Raw genomic sequence first — 19,806 nt, 5'->3', positions numbered from 1 at the left:
CTCCTCAGGACCGGTGTTGGCGCTTTGCGTCAAACCATTGTTTCAATTCGCGGTACGGTGCATAAAGCAAGACTTGTTCAAGCTCGATTCGCTGCTGTTGTTGCTGATAGCTCGGAGCTTCAGTCAACGCACGACGCTCACTTTCTTTATTCACCACCAAATGTCCATTGTCTATTCTAACAAAATCTAATTCAAAAAACACCTTTGACATAAAATTAATTGTTTGTTCGCTCCACCCTTTATGTCGGGCGAGTTGCGCACCTTGTTCTTTTAATGCGAACTTTTCTTTCGACATCAAGAATCCGTAATACCATTTGAACTGATCTCTACTAGGTAAGCCATCAAAAAATGCTTCTGATGGTGTGAAGAAATGCGCGAATATACGACTCCACTCTGATTTCGTCACGATTTCGTCCAGCTGCTGTTCATGAGCTGGCATGTCGAGTAACACAACGGAACTGTGTTTCGGTTCTAGCTCTGAAGATTTGACAATTCGCTCAGGTAATTGATCTTGATAGGCAGCGATTGTCTCTTCATGGAACGCCACATAATGGGCATCTCCTTGTGGTACTTGATTTAACCATCGATATAATTGGCGAATACCGCGCACATCGAACAGTTGCCAGTCAGACGACATCGCATCTTCCAACATCAATTGCGGCTTTTTGCGACCATTCCATTCATTGATCTGAAGGTCTCCGGCAATTGTCAAGCTTGTCATCGGTGCCAGTTGATCAACGAGTTCTCCTTGATAAAATCCGATGACATCAAGTGTGTGACCGTCTTTTGTTACTTCCAGTTTAGCATGATTGCTCGATGCGCCGATTTTTCGGAAGCTCTTCACTTCTACTCCCTTTACCGCATAGACCGGTTTGGCAAAGCCCATACCATAAGGCCCTAGTTTTGCTGCACTTTCAATAGATTGCACATTAATTTCTGACAGTTCTACAGGAATGTCGACCGTCAGACGTGGAATGAAATGGTCTTGTGTTAACACTTCATCCCCCTGGGCTTGCATACGTGCGACAAATTCATCCAGGTCATCAAGCGACATCGTCATCCCTGCTGCCATTGGGTGTCCCCCAAAATGCGGCACGATATCACGATTTTTGGCAATCTCTTGATAGAGATGGAATCCTTCGATACTGCGTGCAGAACCTTTTGCAATCCCTTTTTCTAAATCGATGCCAAGAACAATGGCCGGACGTGTGTATTTTTCAACAAGACGAGAAGCCACAATTCCTAAAATTCCTGGATTCCAATCTTCCTGAGCAACGACCAGCACACTTGGAAGAGGGCCTGTTTCGACTTGAGCAACGGCTTCATCCGTGATTGACTTGACGATGGATTGACGCTCTTTATTTTTGTCTTGTAAGAATTTCGCATAAAGAGCTGCTTCTTCTTTACTATCAGAGCGGAAAAGATGAACCCCAGGGTCTGCACTTCCTAAGCGGCCTACCGCATTAATTCGAGGGCCGAATGCAAAACCGACAGTCTCTTCGTTGATGTCTGAAAGCTCTACTCCAGAAACAGAGGCAAGCGCTCGAATCGCTTCTGTAGGCTTTGTACGCATCAGCTCGAGCCCGCGTTTTACAAAGTACCGATTCTCTCCCTGCAAGGGCACCAAATCAGCAATCGTACCAATGGCGACAAGATACAAATACTCTTCTGGAATACGACCTAGAAGTGCTTGCGCCAGTTTAAACGAAACACCAACACCTGCTAAATCAGAGAACGGATAGTTTTCTTCGAGATGCGGGTGAATAATGAAATCTGCATTTGGAATGACTTCTCCTGCTTCGTGGTGATCAGTCAAAATCACGTCCATACCTAACTCTTTGGCGATTGCGATTTGGGACACACCAGAAATACCATTATCTACAGTGATGAGTAACGAAACGCCTTCTTCATGTGCGAGTCGAAACAGCCGCTCACTTGGGCCATACCCGTCTTCAAAACGATTTGGAATTTTAAACGAGACAGTGGCACCGAGGGAAGTTAAGGTTTCCATCAAAACGGTGACACTCGTAATTCCGTCTGCATCGTAATCGCCGTACACCAAGATTTTTTCATTGCGTTCGAGTGCCGTGTGAATTCGCTCTACTGCACCTTGCATATCTGAAAATAAGAATGGGTCATGAACAGAAGACGCATCCATTTCTAAAAATTCTTTTGCAGCCAGTTCTGTATCGATCCCTCTGGCTAGTAATAGCTTTGCTACAAGAACATCTACTTGCAGTGTTTTTGCAAATTCCTCTGCTTGTTCTTGAGATATTGTTTGTACGGACCATTTTTTCTTAGATTGAATCATTTTCTCACTTCCTCACAGACTTCCATTATACAAAAAAACCTGCCCTCTTGGACAGGTTCCTGAATTAAAGTGTTGGTTTATTCATGGATTCTTCATGATTTTGTTCTGCCGAGCGTGTTGATGTCTCACGTTCCCGATAAACTGACAATTCATTTTGCGTTGCGTGCAGTTCAGCATCTCGTTTTGATTTTTCAGCTTCGAGTGCCTTCACTTTGCGACTTAACGTAAACGTTCGAACAATCGCGAACATACCGCTAACAAGAGCTCCTAGTAATGCTGAACCTAAGATGACTAAGATTAATGGCCAGTCTGCTTCTCCGAATAAATAATTGACAGGTACTGCATCCACATTGACAACGGCAAAGATTGCGATGACGATCGCTAAAATGAGTCCAAGTAAAATTGCCCATTGTGCTTTCATACTATCATCTCCCTATGTAGGTCTCCCCCATAAAAAAATCGAGGTATAGATTCACTATACCCCGATTGTTTAAAACTTGAAACTATTAGACAACTGGCTCGTCTGAACCCCATTGTTTCTTTTCTGCCGCTACATCAATCGTTCCTTTTTTGAACAATTGTTTGCGCTTTAGTTCAAACCAAAGCTGTGCTGCGATGAAGATGGATGAATACGTTCCTGCAATCAATCCGATCAACAATGCGATTGAGAAGTTTTGAATGGATGGTGCACCGAAGATGATAAGTGATACGACAACAAATACGACTGTCAAAACGGTAATCACTGAACGGACAAGCGTTTGACGAAGTGACTTATTGACGATGTCAGCTAGTTCTTGTTCGGTTTGAATCACACCTGCACGATGCAGATTTTCTCGAATCCGGTCAAAGGTCACGATTGTATCATTGATGGAATATCCGACAATGGTCAGGACAGCCGCAATGAATGTAATATCGACTTCGAGTCGTAATATGCTAAAGATGGCAATCATGAAGAATGCATCATGGAGTAAAGCGACAATTGCCGAGACCCCAAATCGCCATTCAAAGCGGAATGCCACATAGATGATGATTCCGATAGCAGCAATCGCAAGGGCGTACACTGCGTTACGCGCAAGCTCTTGGCCGACAGTTGGAGAAACGGTGCTGACCGATGGCTCCACTCCGAATTCATCGATAAAGCTAGATTTTAATTCTGCAATCTCTTGCTGCGTGAAATCTTCCACATAACGAAGAACCGCTATATTGCTAGTATCTCCTGAAATTACGATATCATCTGTTTCATAGCCTGCTGCTTCAATTGTCGCGCGGACTTCATCCGAAGTAAGAGGTCCATCTGTCATCACCTCCACACGTGTACCCGAAGAGAAATCAATCCCTAGATTCAATTGGAAAATCGATAACATCGCAATACCAGCTGCGAGTAAGAATACAGACAAAATGTAGAATGGTTTACGTTTACCAACGAAATCAATTTTATCAAATGGAGTGGATAAATCTAATGTCTCCATATTCTCTTCCGGAGTATGCACTCGTTTTGTGCTAACACCGAATAAGAATGGTTTGTTGTCAAACATCCCACTGTTCACTAATAGGCCTAGTAATAGGCGAGATCCCCATACAGCGGTGATAAAGCTCGCTAAGATCGAGATGATAAGCGTCGTGGCAAATCCTTTAACAGAGCTTGTTCCAAAGTAGAACAATACTGCCGCTGCAAGTAAAGAAGTTACGTTTGCATCCAAGATAGCACTAAACGATTGTTTTGCACCTAGTTTGAATGCTTCTTTAATGCTGCGACCGACACGCAATTCTTCTTTGATACGCTCATATGTAATGATATTCGCATCGACGGCCATACCTACCCCTAAAACGATTGCGGCAATACCAGGAAGCGTCAGTACGCCATTGATCAGTTCGAATACGAGCAAGATCAAATAGATAAAGACAGATAGCGTGATGACTGCCACAAGGCCTGGCAAACGATAATACACTAACATGAACAACAGCACGACTGAAATCCCGATGATTCCAGCTAAAATTGTCATCTCTAGCGCTTGTTCACCGAACTGAGCGCCTACTGAAGTTGAGAAGATTTCCGTTAATTTTACAGGTAATGCCCCAGCATTCAAAACTCCTGCTAGATTGCGTGTCTCATCTGTAGTGAAAACACCTGTGATTTCAACATTGGTAGAACTGATGCGTTGAGAGACTTGAGGTGCAGAAACAAATTTAGGATCTGCTTTCATCCTCTCAGCTTCGTAGCTGTCCACACCTTCTTCAAAATCTAACCAGATGACCAAAAGGTTTTGTCCAAATGGACGTGCTGCTAACTCTTCTGTCACTTGTGCAAATTTGTTTGGGTCTTTTAATTGTAACGTGACGATGGGTTGTCCATTTTGGCCAAATGCCGCTTGTGCCCCACCTTCTACTAGATCAGTTCCATCTAACATCAATTCATCATTGACGTCACGGAATGTCAGATTGGCTTCTGTTGCGAGCAACTCACGAGCGGCCGCTTGGTCTTCGACTCCTGGGAGCTGAACGCGGATTCGATTTTGTTGTTCGACTTGGATGACGGGTTCACTAACACCAAGTACGTTGATACGGTTATTGAGTGCTTCTGCAGTATCTGCAACCGTCTCTTCACTTAATGTCGTCGATTCTCCATCTAGCGGCTCAAGTTCGTAGAGAACTTCGAAACCACCTTGTAGATCTAGGCCAAGATTAATATCTTTCAGGATGCCACTTGCAGTACTGCTGATGGTTCCTGCAAAGATGACGAGGAGTAGCAAAAACGCTACTATTCTTCCTCTGGATTTCATTTTCATTCTCCCTTCTTTTCCCCTAAGCGAGGGGAATCACAGACGCCGGTCTGAAACCGAAAAAACACAACATGATTATTATGAATCACGTTGTGTAGTGTGTCAAATGCCCTTGGTCCTTGATTAGCGCGGATTGAGCAATTTTTCTAAATCTTCTTTTTTTAATTCAGAGAACCAGTTTTCACTTTTAAATTGTTGAATCTGTGAGACTGACATATAGGTAGAAGGTGAAATCGCATAAATATCCGAAATGATTTGATGCAATGGCAGTTCGTCGAGCCGTTTTTTCTTCCAAAATTTTAATTTCGCAAAGTCCCAAAGGTCTTCTTTGGTGATTGTCGTAAAGTGATACAGTTCAAATTCACTCACTTTACTGTCGAGCACCATCTCTACTTTCTTGAACAATGCTTGCTCCCCTTTGTCCATATGGTTTCCTCCTGTGCATAATTTGTCTGTCCGCTCATAGTTTGTGGTAGTAGGTAAAATCGTATCTATTTATGAAGGATGTGTCAAATGTCTTTTCGAAAAGGGTGATCTTGTCGTAGGGGGTTTACCCAACAAAAAAACCTTACGAACAAAATTGTCGTAAGGTCTGCTTGTTATTCAACTACGCGGCCGATTGCCACTTTCTCGAACTGAAGACGTGTACCGTCTGCCACTGTAACAAATACAGTTGTATCGTCAAGCGCATCGATCGTACCATGTAAACCACCAACCGTGATTACTTGGTCACCACGCTTTAAGTTGTTTTGCATCGTCGCTGTTGCTTTTTGACGTTTCTGTGCTGGTCGGATGATGAAGAACCACATCACAGCAAACATCGCGATAATAGGTAATAAGCCTATCAATGTTTCCATCTCTAAAATTCCCCCTTTCACTCAATCTATCTAATTATACTCGAATTAGAAGTTTTTTGCATTCGGTTTGTTATAGCCGTATTCTTCAAAGAACTCTTCCTTGAAGTCGAGCAATCGGTCTTCACGAATCGCTTGACGCACGTCTTTCATGAGGTTCATCAAGAAATGTAGATTGTGTGTCGATGCCAAACGCAGACCAAATGTTTCATCCGCTTTGAACAAATGACGTAAATACGCGCGTGAATAGTTTTTGCACGTATAACAATCGCACGTCTCATCAACCGGTCCAAAGTCACGTGCAAATTTTGCACCTTTAATTACTAGACGGCCTTTTTTCGTAAACATCGTGCCGTTACGGGCAATACGCGTCGGAAGAACACAATCAAACATATCGACACCACGAATCGCTCCGTCAATCAATGAGTCTGGTGATCCAACACCCATTAAATAACGCGGCTTGTTGTCTGGCATTAAAGGCGTTGTGAACTCAAGAACGCGGTTCATGACGTCTTTTGGTTCTCCAACAGACAAACCACCGATTGCATACCCTGGGAAATCGAGTGAAATAATATCTTGCGCTGATTGACGACGAAGATCTTCATACTCGCCACCTTGAATGATGCCGAACAATCCTTGGTTGTCTGTATTTGTGTGGGCGGTCATACAACGTTCTGCCCAACGAGACGTGCGCTCAGCTGACGCTTTCATGTACTCGTGAGAAGCTGGGTACGGCGGGCACTCATCAAACGCCATCATGATGTCAGAACCAAGTGCATTTTGTACTTCCATTGACTTTTCAGGGCTCAAGAATAACTTGTCACCGTTTAAATGATTGCGGAAGTGAACACCTTCCTCTTCAATCTTTCGCATGTCACTCAGACTGAATACTTGGAAGCCACCCGAGTCTGTTAAAATCGCACGGTCCCAGTTCATGAACTTGTGCAAGCCGCCCGCTTCACGAATGATATCGTGTCCAGGACGTAACCATAAGTGGTACGTGTTGCTCAGAATGATTCCTGCATCCATTCCTTTGATTTCTTCTGGAGACATCGTCTTGACCGTCGCTTGCGTTCCAACCGGCATAAATGTCGGTGTTTCAAACGACCCATGTGGCGTGTGGACGATACCTAGTCGTGCACCTGTCTGTTTATCTTTTTTTAGTAGTTCGTAGCGTATCGCTGTCATCTAAAATCCTTTCCTTTGATCAGCATCGCATCTCCAAAACTGAAGAAACGGTAGCGCTGGTCAATCGCTTCTTGATAAGCGTTTAATATAAATTCACGGCTCGTCAGTGCACTGACAAGCATCACGAGTGTCGATTTCGGCAAGTGGAAGTTTGTGATCATCGCATCTATCACTTGAAACTTGAACCCTGGGAAAATAAAGATAGACGTCCAATCACTGTCTTCTTTTAACTCCCCATCAAACTTCTTCGCAACAGATTCGAGTGTACGCGTCGATGTCGTTCCGACGGCTACAATGCGTCCGCCTACTGCTTTTGTTTCATTGATCAAGTCTGCGGTTTGCTTTGGAAGACGGTAAAATTCCGCATGCATCTCATGGTTTTCAATCGAGTCCACACTGACCGGTCGGAAAGTTCCCAGACCTACGTGCAATGTTACGTAGCCAATTTTTACACCTTTGTCTGCCGCAGCTTGTAGTAGCTCTGTCGTAAAATGAAGACCAGCAGTCGGTGCTGCAGCTGACCCTTGCTCTTTCGCGTACACCGTCTGATACCGGTCACGGTCTTCTAATTTCTCATGGATATACGGAGGTAATGGCATTTCCCCAAGCTGATCGAGCACCTCAAAAAAGACCCCCTCATACGCCATCTTAAACAGGCGTCCGCCGTGGTCTTTAATTCCTGTACACGTGGCGGTTAGTAAGCCATCTCCAAAAGAAATCACCGTACCAATCTTCACGCGTTTTGCAGGCTTCACAAGAGTTTCCCACTCATCGTCTTCGAGTTGTGTTAAGAGGAGGACTTCAACAGAAGCACCCGTCTCTTCTTTTACGCCCATCAAACGAGCAGGCATTACCTTCGTATCGTTTAAAATCAAGCAATCTCCTTGACGTAGTTCATCAAGTACCGATGCAAATGTAGTGTGCTGCACGGCATTGTTCGGATAGTCAGCAATCAGTAACTTGCTACTTGTCCGGTCTGCTAGAGGGGTCTGTGCGATGAGTTCCTCTGGCAGATGGAAATCAAAATCTTCAACTCTCATAATCAACGTCCTCTTCTATCATTCTGGTAACGGCAACCCAAGGTGCTCGTAGGCAAGATGTGTTAAAACTCGACCTCGAGGCGTTCGTTGGATAAAACCGATTTGTAGTAAGTATGGTTCGTACACTTCTTCTATAGTAGCAGATTCTTCGCCAGCACTCGCGGCTAACGTATCAAGCCCAACTGGACCTCCTCGGAAGCGCTCTGCCATAGCACGTACAAGCTTATGATCGATGTGGTCAAGACCACGTCGGTCGACTTGCAACAATTCTAAGGCTTCATTCGCGAGACTCTCCGTAATTCTTCCGTCCCCGCGCACTTGTGCATAATCACGTACACGTTTAAGTAAACGGTTTGCGATACGTGGTGTCCCGCGAGAACGTCGGGCAATTTCACTCGCTGCACGTGGGTCGATCTCTGCTTGGAATAAACGACTGCTCCTCAGAACGATTTCAGTGAGTGCTGCTTCATCGTAATACTCAAGACGAGACAACACACCAAAACGATCGCGGAGTGGCGCGGACAAGGACCCTGCACGTGTTGTAGCTCCAACTAATGTAAAGGGAGGCAGATCCAGACGAATCGATTTTGCAGTTGGTCCTTTTCCTACGACAATATCTAAACAGAAGTCTTCCATCGCAGGATATAAGACTTCTTCGATTGCTCGGTTCAAACGGTGAATCTCATCGATAAACAAAACATCACCGGGTTCTAAAGCACTCACGATGGCCGCTAAGTCACCAGGACGCTCAATAGCAGGTCCACTGGTCATTCTTATTTGCACGCCCATCTCATTCGCAATAACAGCTGCGAGCGTTGTTTTCCCAAGGCCTGGAGGTCCATAAAGCAATACGTGATCTAGACTCTCTTCTCGAAGTTTTGCTGCTTGGATGAAGATGCTCAAGTTTTCTTTGATTTGATTTTGGCCAATATACGAGCTTAATGTATCCGGGCGCAAAGTCTCTTCAAACGGTTCATCAAATTGTGTCGCATCACTTGTAATCACTCGATCTGTCACAGCTCATCCCTCCTAACTGCCAAACAGTAACTGCAGTGCTTTTTTCATAATCGTATCGGTTGTTTCGCCTTCAAGCTCTTCAAGAAGTGGTGTAATTTTCTTCAACTCTCGCTCAGAATAGCCAAGAGCAGTGAGGGCTTGCAAAGCCTCATCAAGTGACTGATTGCCAGTCCCTTCCTCTTCTTCAACTTCAAATAAGCCGCCAACAATCTCTTCATCGGCAAGATCATGAAGTTTCCCTTTCAGGTCCAAGATAATTTGGCGTGCCGTCTTTTTGCCGACTCCCGGAAACTTGACTAAAAACGCATCGTCTTCTCGTTCGATCGCACCGATGACTTGGTCTGGCTGCCCACTTGCTAAAATGGCAAGCGCCCCTTTAGGTCCGATCCCTGTTACTTGGATCAACTTTCGAAACAATTCCCGCTCGGAAAGTGTTTTGAAGCCAATCAATTGCTGGATATCTTCGCGCACTTGCAAATAGGTATAAACAAGTTCTGCTGATCCCACTTGAAAACGGAACGGATTCGGTGTGAGAATCTGAAACCCAAGACCGTCACGATCAACGACGATGTATTCTGGTGTAATCCGTGCAACTTCGCCTTTTATGTAGTCGTACATGGCGCATCCTCTTTTCTTACTCAACAAAGAAGGCCGCTAAAGAGTAGCGGCCATCACGAGCATTTTCATGTTACTTATCATACCATAGTTTCCGGTGATTTTCTATCGCTTTCCCCGTAAATGCCAACAAACGTTCTTGTTTTTTCACATGGGGTTTAGTTAAGTAGGCAAGCCATTCGCGGAACAATTCGTTCGGATACCGCAAGATCGAAGGTTGCTCTTCAATAATACGCAAAAAATCCGGATTTTCAGCGACCAGTAGTTGCAGGTCGTAATCGGCAAACGGAAGAAAACGCTGCATCAATAAAATCCATTCATCATCGGGGTCTGTATAACTTGCAAGATCGAAGTCGATCAACTTTATACCTTTCTCCAGCTTTTACCGTGTGTATTGTAAAGAGAGATGTGGGAAGATAGACTTTCATGCCAACCGTGATTCGATTCGGATCCGGAATCTGAGGATTTTCAGCAATCAACTGATCTAGTGTGATGCCATACATACGCGCGATTTTCCACATCGTGTCCCCTTTTTGTACGGTATGTGTTTGCACAAATTGCCTCCTTTTTTCATTTCTTTACATCGTATGCAACGAAATTGAAATTGTGACATGAAAAAAAAGGATGGCCGTGGTAAACTATGAGCAAATAGCTGGATGCGGGGGATTTTACATGCGGAAAAAGGGAGAACAAAGAAGAGAATGGATTTTACAAAAGCTTGAGGAGCATGGAATCGCAGTTAAAGGTGCTGCACTCGCGGAAGAAGCAAACGTCAGTCGGCAAGTCATTGTAAATGACATCAATCTTCTAAAAGTAGCAGGCCACCCAATTTTAGCGACCAGTCAAGGGTACATCCTCTTTAGTGAATCACCTGGTGAGGGAAAGGTACGCGAACGCGTCGTGTGTTTCCACTTACCCGAAAATACAATGGATGAGTTACAAACCATTGTTGATTGTGGGGTAACAGTGGATGATGTGACCATCGAGCACCCGGTTTATGGGGAAATCTCTGCACAGGTTCAGGTATCGAACCGGAACGAGATTACGACCTTTATGACGCAGATCAAAGAAAACAATGCCACTCTGCTGTTAGAGATGACGGACGGGACGCACTTGCACTGGTTGTCTGCAGACAGCCAGGAGAAAATCGATGCAGCTAAGGATGCCTTACGAATAAAAGGATACCTGATCGAGAATTAAAGTGTTGCAGACCAGCTTTCGGGCTGGTTTTTGTTTTGAGGTGAAATTAGTTTCCATAATATTATTATTGATTTAAGATGTGGAGCCGACCAATCCGGTGCCTGTCACCATATGGAAGCTCCTCCCAAATAGTGACAGGCACCAATTGAAAAACCCAGCACTCGGCTGGGTTGAGAAAAGCTTATTCACTTTCTGTCTCGTACGTATAATAGGATCCGAGTGTTTTGACCGTGCAGCCAAGGAACGTCAATTCTTCCGCTGCCCCCTTCATCATGATATGGTCCTCTTCTTCAAGAATATCGACAATGAAAAAGTAATGGCCGAGACCTGTCTTCAGCGGACGCGATTCGATTTTACTCAAGTTCAATCGGCGCCATGCAAAGACGGACAACACTTGATGCAAAATTCCAGGACGGTCGTCTTGCGGGAGCTTTAGCATCCATGTTGTTTTGATCTGCTCTTTTTTTGTTGGTCGTTCCAACCGATCGTTCTTAGAGCCAAGCACCAAAAAGCGCGTGTGATTGAAATGAAAATCGTGGATGTCACGTTCGACGATTACGAGCCCGTATTCATGCGCAGCTGTCTCATTGGCAATCGCAGCAATTGCGAGTTCAGGATGTTCTGCGCAAAGCTTCGCTGCTGCTGCTGTGGACGAGTACTGTTCAGTTGGCACATTCGATAACCGATACGACAAATACTTGTGGCACTGTGCTAGCGCATGAGGATGCGAATAAATCGTCTCAACGCGGTCCCAGTGCTTCACGTGATCCGGGTGCACCATCAGATGCTGGGCAATAGGCGCTAAAATTTCTGCTTGTATGTAGACGTCCGCTTCATGGAACAAATAATCAATCGTAAGCGGCACTGTTCCCTCTAGTGCATTTTCAACAGGAACGACAGCAAGACTAGCTTTTTGCTGAGACACTGCCTCAATGCATTCAGGAATCGTGCGCATCGGAACGAGGGAATCTGCTGGATAAATGGATTTCGCTGCAAGATGCGTAAACGATGCTTCCGGTCCAAGATAAGCAATTTCTGTCATTAGAACGCCCCCGAACTGATGACGTCCGCTGCTTCCACGAAATCAAGTCGCTTCATTTCAGCGAGAAACTCATTGATATCTTTGCTCATGGCTGTCACGTCGAGGGATAGTGTTACACTCGCGCGACCCTGGATCGGAATCGTTTGGTGAATCGTCAATACGTTACACTGGCTATCTGCGACTAGTTGCAAAAGACGTGCCAGCGTTCCTTCACGGTCTTCTAATTGTAAGAATACCGTAAGGATGCGTTCTTGGACGATCGAATGGAATGGAAAGACGGCATCTCGGTATTTGTAGAATGCACTTCTCGACAAATCCACTTCTTTCACCGCGTCCCAGATTGAATTCACTTTTCCTGTTTGCAGAAGGGCCTTCGCTTCTAACGTTTTCTGCATCGCTTCTGTCAATACATCTTCGCGCACTAAATAAAAATGCTGATTGGTTACATCCTTCACATTGACTCCGCCTTTCTTTTCACTCTATATGTAGGGAAAGCACCCGAATTGGGTGCTTTCAGTTGTGCTATTCAATAAATTCGAATTCAAATTCAAGTAGACGGACAGTATCGCCATCTTTTGCACCGCGCTCACGAAGAGCATCATCAATTCCCATACCGCGCAATTGACGTGCAAAACGACGGATTGACTCTTCACGAGAGAAGTCAGTCATCTTGAAGACGCGCTCTACAGTGCCACCAGATAAGACGAATGCACCGTCATCATCGCGTGTGATCACGAATGCATCACGAGACGCTTCGTGCTTGTAAAGAACAGACTTGTCAGATGCTTCTTCCACCACTTCATGTAATGGGTACTCAGGCGCTGTTTCTAGCGTTTCTGAGATGGCATACAATAGTGGTTGCAATCCTTGACGAGATACTGCAGAGATTGGGAAGATTTTCACGTCTTCGCCAATTTTTTGTTTGAACTCTTGCAGATTTTCTTCTGCGTCTGGCATATCCATCTTGTTTGCTACAATAATTTGTTGGCGTTCTGTCAAACGAAGATTGTAGTTTTTCAATTCTTCATTGATTGTTAAATAGTCTTCGTATGGATCGCGTCCTTCCATTCCGGACATATCGATGACGTGCACGATAACACGTGTACGTTCAATGTGCTTAAGGAACTGGTGACCAAGACCGACACCTTCAGATGCCCCTTCGATCAGACCAGGAAGATCGGCCATGACGAAGCTCTTGTTGTTTTCCATATCGACCATACCAAGATTCGGTACAATCGTTGTGAAGTGGTAAGCACCGATTTTTGGTTTCGCTGCAGACACTACAGACAATAGTGTTGATTTCCCAACGCTTGGGAAGCCGACGAGTCCTACGTCTGCTAATACTTTTAATTCTAAGATAACGTTCAACTCTTGCCCTGGTTCCCCTTTTTCAGAAAGCTCAGGAGCTGGATTTTGTGGTGTCGCAAAACGAATGTTTCCACGACCACCGCGTCCGCCTTTGGCAATTGTTTTTTGCTGGCCATGCTCGACTAAGTCAGCAAGGATATCGCCAGTTTCTTCATTGATGATGACTGTACCCGGTGGAACTTTGACGATCATATCGTCTGCTCCGCGCCCGTGCATACCTTTTGTTGCTCCGTGCTCCCCTCGGTCTGCTTTAAAGTGACGTTTGAAACGGAAATCCATTAATGTACGTAAGCCTTCTTCGACTTCAAAAATTACATTTCCTCCGCGTCCACCGTCTCCACCAGCAGGTCCCCCGTTTGGTACATACTTTTCACGACGAAAGGCAACCATACCGTCTCCGCCGTCTCCACCTTTAATATAAATCTTTACGTGATCGACAAACATGTTCTCACTCCTGTCCTCATCTAGCCACTAGCTTTAGTTTCAGAGAGGTTTTTGTATATTCCAGTACTTCTGTTGTAAATTCTGCATCTCGTTCACACGAGATTCCTTGAAGGTCCGTCCAGCTCCCCACAAATTGAATATGAATTTCAAGTGGTGCATCCATGCAAAATAGCACATGCATGAGCTGATCGTGATACCCGGTAAACCGCTGTTTCATTTGTAGGACGAATACTTGGAACATCTCTACTAATTCCATATCCTGCGCTGGTGTCGCTTTCTCGGTCCCTGCGACTTCATAGGTCGCTTTCAGCTCCGGATGATACATATGAATCGTCTCTAACCAATTGTTCGTTTGCATAAAACCCGCATTGTTTAGTCGAAAGAAATATTGGCAACGGAGCGAATACTCTTCAATCAGCCGACGGACCTCTTCCGTACGGCCAAGGTCAAGATTCATCTGAATCACCTGGAGCCGATTTAATGTATCGTGATTGACTGCGCGCAATACTTCATTCAATTCCAATTGTTCTTTCACATTCATCCACTCCACAGCTAAGGTGTCTTTATTATACCCTTCATTCGCACATAAATTCCACTCCATGTGCACAGTCAGCAAAATAAAAAGGACTGCAAGTGCAGTCCTTTAAACAGATAAGCTTATGCTTCTTGAGCTGTTGGGTATACGCTCACTTTTTTCTTGTCGCGTCCGAAGCGCTCGAAACGAACTACTCCATCAACTTTAGCGAAAAGTGTATCGTCACCACCACGGCCTACGTTTTCACCTGGGTGAATCTTTGTACCGCGTTGACGGTAAAGGATTGAACCACCAGATACGAATTGACCATCAGCGCGTTTTGCGCCAAGGCGTTTAGATTGAGAGTCACGACCGTTTTTAGTCGAACCTACTCCCTTTTTCGATGCGAAAAACTGAAGATCTAATCTTAACATGTGTCTCACCACCTGTTTAGTTATAGGATATTTTTATATACTGACCATAATCTTTTTCTATCGTTTCGAGTGATGTACGAAGTGTTTCGAGTATGATTTCAACTTTCAACATCGTCATCTCATCCTCTAGTAGAGGAAGCTCGACGGCTAAATAGCCTCCGTCCTGTCCTAGGTCAATGATCGGTTCGATCTGAGCGTTCTCAAATAGAGAATTCACAGCGCCAAATGCAACAGCCGAAGCTCCTGCACAGACAAGATCTTTACCTGAGTCATCGAATTCAGCGTGGCCGGACATCGAAAATGACTGAATCTTCCCTGCATCCGTTCGGTTGAACTCAACACGAATCATGATTATAGGTTGATTGCGTCAACTACTAATTTCGTGTACGGTTGACGGTGACCTTGCTTTTTACGGTAGTTTTTCTTCGCTTTGTATTTGAAGACAGTAATTTTCTTAGCTTTACCATTCTTCACGATTTTCGCTGTTACAGTTGCGCCTTCCACGAATGGAGCTCCAACTTTCACATCGTTCCCACCAACGAATAAAACTTTATCAAATGTTACAGTCTCATCAGCGTCTACATTCAATTTCTCGATGTAGATCTCTTGACCAGCCTCAACTTTGATTTGTTTACCACCAGTTTCAATAATTGCGTACATATTCCTGCACCTCCTCATATACTTAGACTCGCCTGCCATCAGGTGATTCCCGAGGGAATTCTTGTACCTTCTCAGAGCGGTTGCAGCCACAGGTGCTACAAAGACTAACATCAAATAGAATAGCATAATTACAGGGTGAGAGTCAAGACTTGTTCGCCTTATAATTTTCAATTCCAAGCACACTCCAAATGATGAGCGGAAAGAAGATCAATTCCATCAATTTTGTGTATACATATATACCAAAAAGACAGTACGTAGCAAAATAAATTGGCTTCACATAATCTTACTTATTAAATGAAATAACCCCTGGGGTTGTCCCTCACTAAGTCAACTAGTGATTTGAGACAACCCCAGGGGTTTTATTATTTACCGAAAATCGATTTGAGTTTTGAGAAGACGCCGCCTTTAGAGTCATTCATCGACATCAATGGCACTGACTCACCTAAAATGCGGCGGGCAATGTTACGGTACCCTTGTGATGCCTTTTGAGTCGGGTCCATCACAATCGGTTCACCTTTATTCGATGAACTGATTACGCGCTCGTCGTCTGCCACGATTCCGAGTAAATCGATAGACAGATGTGTAGTGATTTCATTGACATCCAGCGCTTCACCTTTATCCATCAGATGTTGGCGAATGCGGTTGATGATCAGTTTGGGTGGCTCTAAGTTTGGTTCTTGCTCAAGTAGACCGATAATACGGTCCGCGTCGCGCACAGCTGAGATTTCAGGAGTGGTAACAACGATTGCTTGATCAGCACCTGCGACTGCATTTTTGTAGCCTTGCTCGATTCCAGCTGGGCAGTCAATCAAAATGTAGTCATAGTCTTGCTTTAATTCAGCAATTAATTCTTTCATTTGCTCCGGAGACACCGCATGCTTGTCCGCTGTTTGAGCAGCCGGTAGCAAAAATAGCTTGTCGTCGAAGCGTTTATCTTTGACGAGTGCTTGGTGCACCTTACAGCGCCCTTCGACTACGTCCACTAAATCATAGATGATGCGGTTTTCAAGTCCGAGGACTACATCTAAATTGCGAAGACCGATATCTGTATCTACAAGACACACTTTCTTGCCTTGTAAAGCCAATGCAGTTCCCAGGTTGGCCGTCGATGTTGTTTTACCAACGCCCCCTTTACCTGAAGTAATTACGATCGCTTGTCCCACATTAGCTTCCTCCTTTAAACGTCGAGATGTCCGGACGAATCCGTCTTAATTCTTGGAGTCGGTCGATAACCAACTTCCCTGTTGTATGTAAATACGCACATTCCATTTCCGGATGCTGAGACAATACTGTAAGCTCGTCTGTCATCGTTTCAAGTACATCGTCAATCTGCAAATGCGTCGCCTCTAGCCAGCTTGCTGCGATAACTGCTGCTCGGTTTCCATTTGCGCCTGCATGAGCAATGCCCTTGAGTCTTCCGAGAACATAGATGTTTCCTCCAGCAATGACACGTCCGTTCGGGTTGATGTCCCCAATTACGACGAGGTCTCCCTCCGCGCGAACGATTTGGCCGGAACGCACAATGCCGACATAGGTCTCCGATTGCTTTTCAACTAGACGTTGATTGCATTCTTCAACCGTCATGACTTCACTTTGTACTTTGGTGATACGTATTTTTTTGCTTTTTTCGATCAACTGAATGACGTCTTTCTTTTGCTCATCGGTTAAAAAACGATGTCCGAGTTGAATCGTCATCTCCGCCTGACCATCAAACGCCTCTTCAGCTAGTTTTACTGTGAGTTCGTCAAGAAGCTCTTGGTACCCCATCTGGTCATCGAGCCGCATGACAAGACCATCTTTTGTTCCTCGGATGGTGATTCCTTGTTGTTTGGACAAACACTTCACCCCATCTATCATGTGTTTACGTGATATTTTTGTTCATAACGCTGGACGAGTAGCCATTTGAAAAACCAGCCAGTGGCGGCAACAAATACTAAGTTTGCGAGCATCGTCGGAACGAGGCGCAATCTTAAAAACTCATCAAATACTAAACCACTCGAACCGATAATCGTGTTGAACACGAAAAGCAGAGACTCTAGTCCGGCAAGCAACAACAGCAACAGGAACGATAGCGTGAAAATATTCAGATGCACATATCGCATGACCCATACGCTGATGAAAATTAAAATCGGATAAATAAAGCTATACAGTCCAATAATATCAATGAAAAACACATCATACAAGAGACCAAAAATCACACCGAGCAACATGGCACGCTTGCGATTGTAATAAATCGCTACGAACACTAGGTAAATAATCAGAAAGCGCGGAACTAAAATATAAAACTCAGGCCCTATGCTAACAGGAGACAATAGCCCGAAAATCGGTTCCATGTAAAAAAGAAAAATGGCGACGAAGATGACAAGAGCACGAATCATTCGCTGTCCTCTCCTTCGACCACTTCTTCTTCCTGTACTTGCCCGTCTACACCTGACACCATAGGCATTGCGCGGGAAGCAATAATCACTTGATTAAGCGTCAAGAGATCGTCTGCAGGCTTCACATACGCTAGTTTCGTCAGTCCGTGATCGTCCGACGTGACTTCAGTCACCTCTCCGATATAAATACCTTTCGGGAAAATGCCTCCTAGTCCGGATGTCGTGATTTTCTGACCCTCCACAACATTTGCGTTCGTGTCTAAGCGGCGCAGAATCAATTCTCTGCGTTCTTCATCATAACCTTCAATCAAACCAAAAATTGTTTCGTCTTCTGCTACAAAAGCAGAAATACGATTGTTAGGATTTTGTGTAGTGACGAGTTCAACTGTCGCGGTGCGATTGGTAACAAGTGTGACCTTTCCAATCAGACCTTGTGCTGTCATGACCGCCATGTTGGTTTCGACACCATGGACAGCTCCGCGATCTAAGATGATTTTCTCATCCCATTGATCGGGATTTCGTGCGATGACCGTTGCGCGAATCGGTTCATAATCGCTCAAGTCCTCTTCCACACCGACTAGCTCTTTTAACTCCGCGTTTTCTTGCTGGAGTTGCTGGACTTCGGCTTGAACAGAGGCATAATCTTGGATGCGTGCCTTCAAACGCTCATTTTCTTCATATGTATGGAGAAAATCTTCAATGTTTTTATAACGTTCAACGACAAAATGCGTTGGTTTGGCAACGAGTGATTGACCAAAACCAACGACATCCTTTATCAATGACTCCGCGATATTTGCGTTGCCGCGATCACGAAGTGAAAAACTGATTAACACCACAAGAACGATCATGCCCACCAATAATGCAATCAGCCGTTTAGCGGAAAATAGTGATGGCATGGTAACGTCTCCTTATCTACGTGGTTGTTGTTTACGAATATCATTTAAATGATCGAGTGCCATGCCAGTTCCGACAGCTACACAATCAAGTGGTTCTTCAGCAATGAATACAGGCATGTTTGTTTCGTCGCTGATCACTTTATCTAAGTTCTTCAAAAGTGCTCCGCCACCTGTTAACATGATGCCGCGTTCCATAATATCCGCAGACAGTTCAGGAGGAGTTTTTTCAAGTGTACGTTTCACACCGTCAATGATTGTTGTAATTGACTCACGAAGTGCATCGGCAATTTCTTTTGACGTGATTTCGATTGTTTTTGGAAGACCTGTGACTAAATCACGACCACGGATTTCCATTTTCTCTTCGTCACCGATTACTAAAGCCGATCCAATTTCCATTTTGATGGCTTCTGAAGTACGTTCACCGATTGTTAAGTTGTACATTTTACGAATATAACTTGTGATTGCTTGGTCCATAGCGTCACCCGCTACGCGAACCGATTCACTTGTTACAATTCCTCCTAAAGAGATAACAGCCACTTCTGTCGTCCCTCCACCAATATCGACGACCATTGATCCAGTTGGTTCCCAAACCGGTAGATTTGCACCAATTGCTGCTGCAAAAGGTTCTTCAATCGTCACAGCGTCACGTGCACCTGCTTGTTTTGCTGCGTCGATGACTGCGCGTTGCTCTACAGAAGTAATTCCGTAAGGCACACAAATCATTACATTTGGCTTGCTCCATGAAGAGCCTGCTGCTTTTAAGCCTTTTTTCATAAAGTCTTCAATCATACGTGAAGTTGTTTCAAAGTCAGCAATAACACCGTCTTTCATTGGACGAATTGCGACGATTGACCCTGGTGTACGGCCGATCATATTACGCGCGTTAACTCCAACTGCTACGATGTCATTTGTTTGTGTGTTCTTAGCTACTACAGAAGGCTCACGAAGGACGATACCCTTCCCCTTCATAAATACAAGTGTATTTGCTGTTCCTAAATCAATTCCAATATCTTTTGCTCCAAATCCAAACACGGTCCAACTTCCTTTCTATCGCTGTCACATACG

The 19,806-nt window shown here is 44.6% G+C and carries 24 protein-coding genes and 1 other annotated feature; of the genes, 1 reads left to right on the top strand and 23 read right to left on the bottom strand.

All coding sequences use genetic code 11. From position 1 onward, the window contains the following. Positions 1–4: 4 nt before the first annotated feature. From recJ to AB5N96_RS02210, 11 genes are all read right to left on the bottom strand, one after another. Positions 5–2,311: a single-stranded-DNA-specific exonuclease RecJ gene (gene recJ, locus AB5N96_RS02260; RefSeq protein WP_499704544.1), complete on the bottom strand. Its 2,307-nt coding sequence runs from the start codon at positions 2,309–2,311 to the stop codon at positions 5–7. 64 nt (positions 2,312–2,375) lie between these two features. Beyond that, positions 2,376–2,732: a LapA family protein gene (locus tag AB5N96_RS02255; protein ID WP_499704543.1), complete on the bottom strand. Its 357-nt coding sequence runs from the start codon at positions 2,730–2,732 to the stop codon at positions 2,376–2,378. Positions 2,733–2,817: 85 nt separating this feature from the next. Then, a complete protein-coding gene (gene secDF, locus AB5N96_RS02250) occupies positions 2,818–5,091 on the bottom strand; it encodes a protein translocase subunit SecDF (RefSeq protein WP_499704542.1) in 2,274 nt (757 codons plus the stop codon). 123 nt (positions 5,092–5,214) lie between these two features. After that, positions 5,215–5,517 carry a post-transcriptional regulator gene (locus AB5N96_RS02245; protein ID WP_499704541.1) on the bottom strand — a complete coding sequence of 101 codons (303 nt, stop codon included), beginning with the start codon at positions 5,515–5,517 and terminating at the stop codon, positions 5,215–5,217. A 173-nt stretch (positions 5,518–5,690) separates the two neighbouring features. Further along, a complete protein-coding gene (gene yajC / locus AB5N96_RS02240; RefSeq protein ID WP_204590258.1) occupies positions 5,691–5,948 on the bottom strand; it encodes a preprotein translocase subunit YajC in 258 nt (85 codons plus the stop codon). 45 nt (positions 5,949–5,993) lie between these two features. After that, positions 5,994–7,133: a tRNA guanosine(34) transglycosylase Tgt gene (tgt, locus tag AB5N96_RS02235; protein WP_499704540.1), complete on the bottom strand. Its 1,140-nt coding sequence runs from the start codon at positions 7,131–7,133 to the stop codon at positions 5,994–5,996. Beyond that, on the bottom strand, positions 7,130–8,173 hold the full coding sequence (gene queA, locus AB5N96_RS02230) for a tRNA preQ1(34) S-adenosylmethionine ribosyltransferase-isomerase QueA (protein ID WP_499704539.1): 1,044 nt from the start codon (positions 8,171–8,173) through the stop codon (positions 7,130–7,132). The genes tgt and queA overlap by 4 nt, the downstream gene beginning before the upstream one ends. Positions 8,174–8,191: 18 nt before the next feature. Continuing rightward, positions 8,192–9,190, bottom strand: coding sequence for a Holliday junction branch migration DNA helicase RuvB (gene ruvB / locus AB5N96_RS02225; protein ID WP_204590261.1), 999 nt, complete (start codon positions 9,188–9,190; stop codon positions 8,192–8,194). 12 nt (positions 9,191–9,202) lie between these two features. Then, a complete protein-coding gene (gene ruvA, locus AB5N96_RS02220) occupies positions 9,203–9,808 on the bottom strand; it encodes a Holliday junction branch migration protein RuvA (protein ID WP_204590262.1) in 606 nt (201 codons plus the stop codon). A gap of 70 nt (positions 9,809–9,878) precedes the next feature. Continuing rightward, entirely contained in the window at positions 9,879–10,166 is a 288-nt protein-coding gene (locus AB5N96_RS02215) for a hypothetical protein (protein WP_204590263.1), read from the bottom strand. After that, a complete protein-coding gene (locus tag AB5N96_RS02210) occupies positions 10,126–10,359 on the bottom strand; it encodes a LysM peptidoglycan-binding domain-containing protein (protein ID WP_499704538.1) in 234 nt (77 codons plus the stop codon). Before AB5N96_RS02210 ends, AB5N96_RS02215 begins: the two co-directional genes overlap by 41 nt. A 118-nt stretch (positions 10,360–10,477) precedes the next feature. Between AB5N96_RS02210 and AB5N96_RS02205 the strand changes: the two genes are divergently transcribed. Beyond that, entirely contained in the window at positions 10,478–11,005 is a 528-nt protein-coding gene (locus tag AB5N96_RS02205) for a transcription repressor NadR (protein ID WP_204590265.1), read from the top strand. Between the two features lie 181 nt (positions 11,006–11,186). Here the strand turns inward: AB5N96_RS02205 and pheA are convergent, their stop codons facing one another. The 12 genes from pheA to AB5N96_RS02145 all read right to left on the bottom strand — a co-directional run bounded on the left by pheA (position 11,187) and on the right by AB5N96_RS02145 (position 19,773). Then, positions 11,187–12,047: a prephenate dehydratase gene (gene pheA, locus AB5N96_RS02200; RefSeq protein WP_499704537.1), complete on the bottom strand. Its 861-nt coding sequence runs from the start codon at positions 12,045–12,047 to the stop codon at positions 11,187–11,189. Next, the gene (thrR, locus tag AB5N96_RS02195; protein WP_204590267.1) at positions 12,047–12,502 is read right to left on the bottom strand and encodes a transcriptional regulator ThrR; all 456 of its coding nucleotides are present in this window, start codon (positions 12,500–12,502) and stop codon (positions 12,047–12,049) included. The genes pheA and thrR overlap by 1 nt, the downstream gene beginning before the upstream one ends. A 67-nt stretch (positions 12,503–12,569) precedes the next feature. Then, a complete protein-coding gene (gene obgE, locus AB5N96_RS02190; protein ID WP_204590268.1) occupies positions 12,570–13,859 on the bottom strand; it encodes a GTPase ObgE in 1,290 nt (429 codons plus the stop codon). A 16-nt stretch (positions 13,860–13,875) separates the two neighbouring features. Next, the gene (locus tag AB5N96_RS02185; RefSeq protein WP_499704536.1) at positions 13,876–14,394 is read right to left on the bottom strand and encodes a Spo0B domain-containing protein; all 519 of its coding nucleotides are present in this window, start codon (positions 14,392–14,394) and stop codon (positions 13,876–13,878) included. Between the two features lie 122 nt (positions 14,395–14,516). Next, complete coding sequence (gene rpmA, locus AB5N96_RS02180; RefSeq protein ID WP_094944214.1) at positions 14,517–14,807, bottom strand: 50S ribosomal protein L27; 291 nt, start codon at positions 14,805–14,807, stop codon at positions 14,517–14,519. 16 nt (positions 14,808–14,823) lie between these two features. Then, positions 14,824–15,156: a ribosomal-processing cysteine protease Prp gene (locus AB5N96_RS02175; protein WP_204590270.1), complete on the bottom strand. Its 333-nt coding sequence runs from the start codon at positions 15,154–15,156 to the stop codon at positions 14,824–14,826. Positions 15,157–15,158: 2 nt separating this feature from the next. Further along, positions 15,159–15,467 (bottom strand): 50S ribosomal protein L21, encoded by a 309-nt coding sequence (gene rplU / locus AB5N96_RS02170; protein WP_499704535.1) that lies wholly within the window; start codon positions 15,465–15,467, stop codon positions 15,159–15,161. A gap of 14 nt (positions 15,468–15,481) precedes the next feature. Continuing rightward, positions 15,482–15,559 (bottom strand) — a sequence feature (ribosomal protein L21 leader region). A 270-nt stretch (positions 15,560–15,829) separates the two neighbouring features. Further along, positions 15,830–16,630, bottom strand: a complete 801-nt coding sequence (minD, locus tag AB5N96_RS02165) for a septum site-determining protein MinD (RefSeq protein WP_204590272.1) — start codon at positions 16,628–16,630, stop codon at positions 15,830–15,832. A gap of 1 nt (position 16,631) precedes the next feature. Further along, entirely contained in the window at positions 16,632–17,303 is a 672-nt protein-coding gene (gene minC, locus AB5N96_RS02160; RefSeq protein ID WP_499704534.1) for a septum site-determining protein MinC, read from the bottom strand. A gap of 17 nt (positions 17,304–17,320) precedes the next feature. Beyond that, complete coding sequence (gene mreD, locus AB5N96_RS02155) at positions 17,321–17,845, bottom strand: rod shape-determining protein MreD (protein WP_204590274.1); 525 nt, start codon at positions 17,843–17,845, stop codon at positions 17,321–17,323. After that, positions 17,842–18,741 carry a rod shape-determining protein MreC gene (gene mreC, locus AB5N96_RS02150; RefSeq protein WP_499704533.1) on the bottom strand — a complete coding sequence of 300 codons (900 nt, stop codon included), beginning with the start codon at positions 18,739–18,741 and terminating at the stop codon, positions 17,842–17,844. The genes mreD and mreC overlap by 4 nt, the downstream gene beginning before the upstream one ends. Positions 18,742–18,753: 12 nt before the next feature. After that, positions 18,754–19,773 (bottom strand): rod shape-determining protein, encoded by a 1,020-nt coding sequence (locus tag AB5N96_RS02145; protein WP_499704532.1) that lies wholly within the window; start codon positions 19,771–19,773, stop codon positions 18,754–18,756. Positions 19,774–19,806 lie beyond the last annotated feature (33 nt).

It is taken from the genome of Chryseomicrobium imtechense (assembly GCF_041475995.1).
GTDB lineage: Bacteria > Bacillota > Bacilli > Bacillales_A > Planococcaceae > Chryseomicrobium > Chryseomicrobium aureum.
Note: the sequence above shows the minus strand (reverse complement) of the source record. Positions and strands in the feature narration are given on the sequence as shown.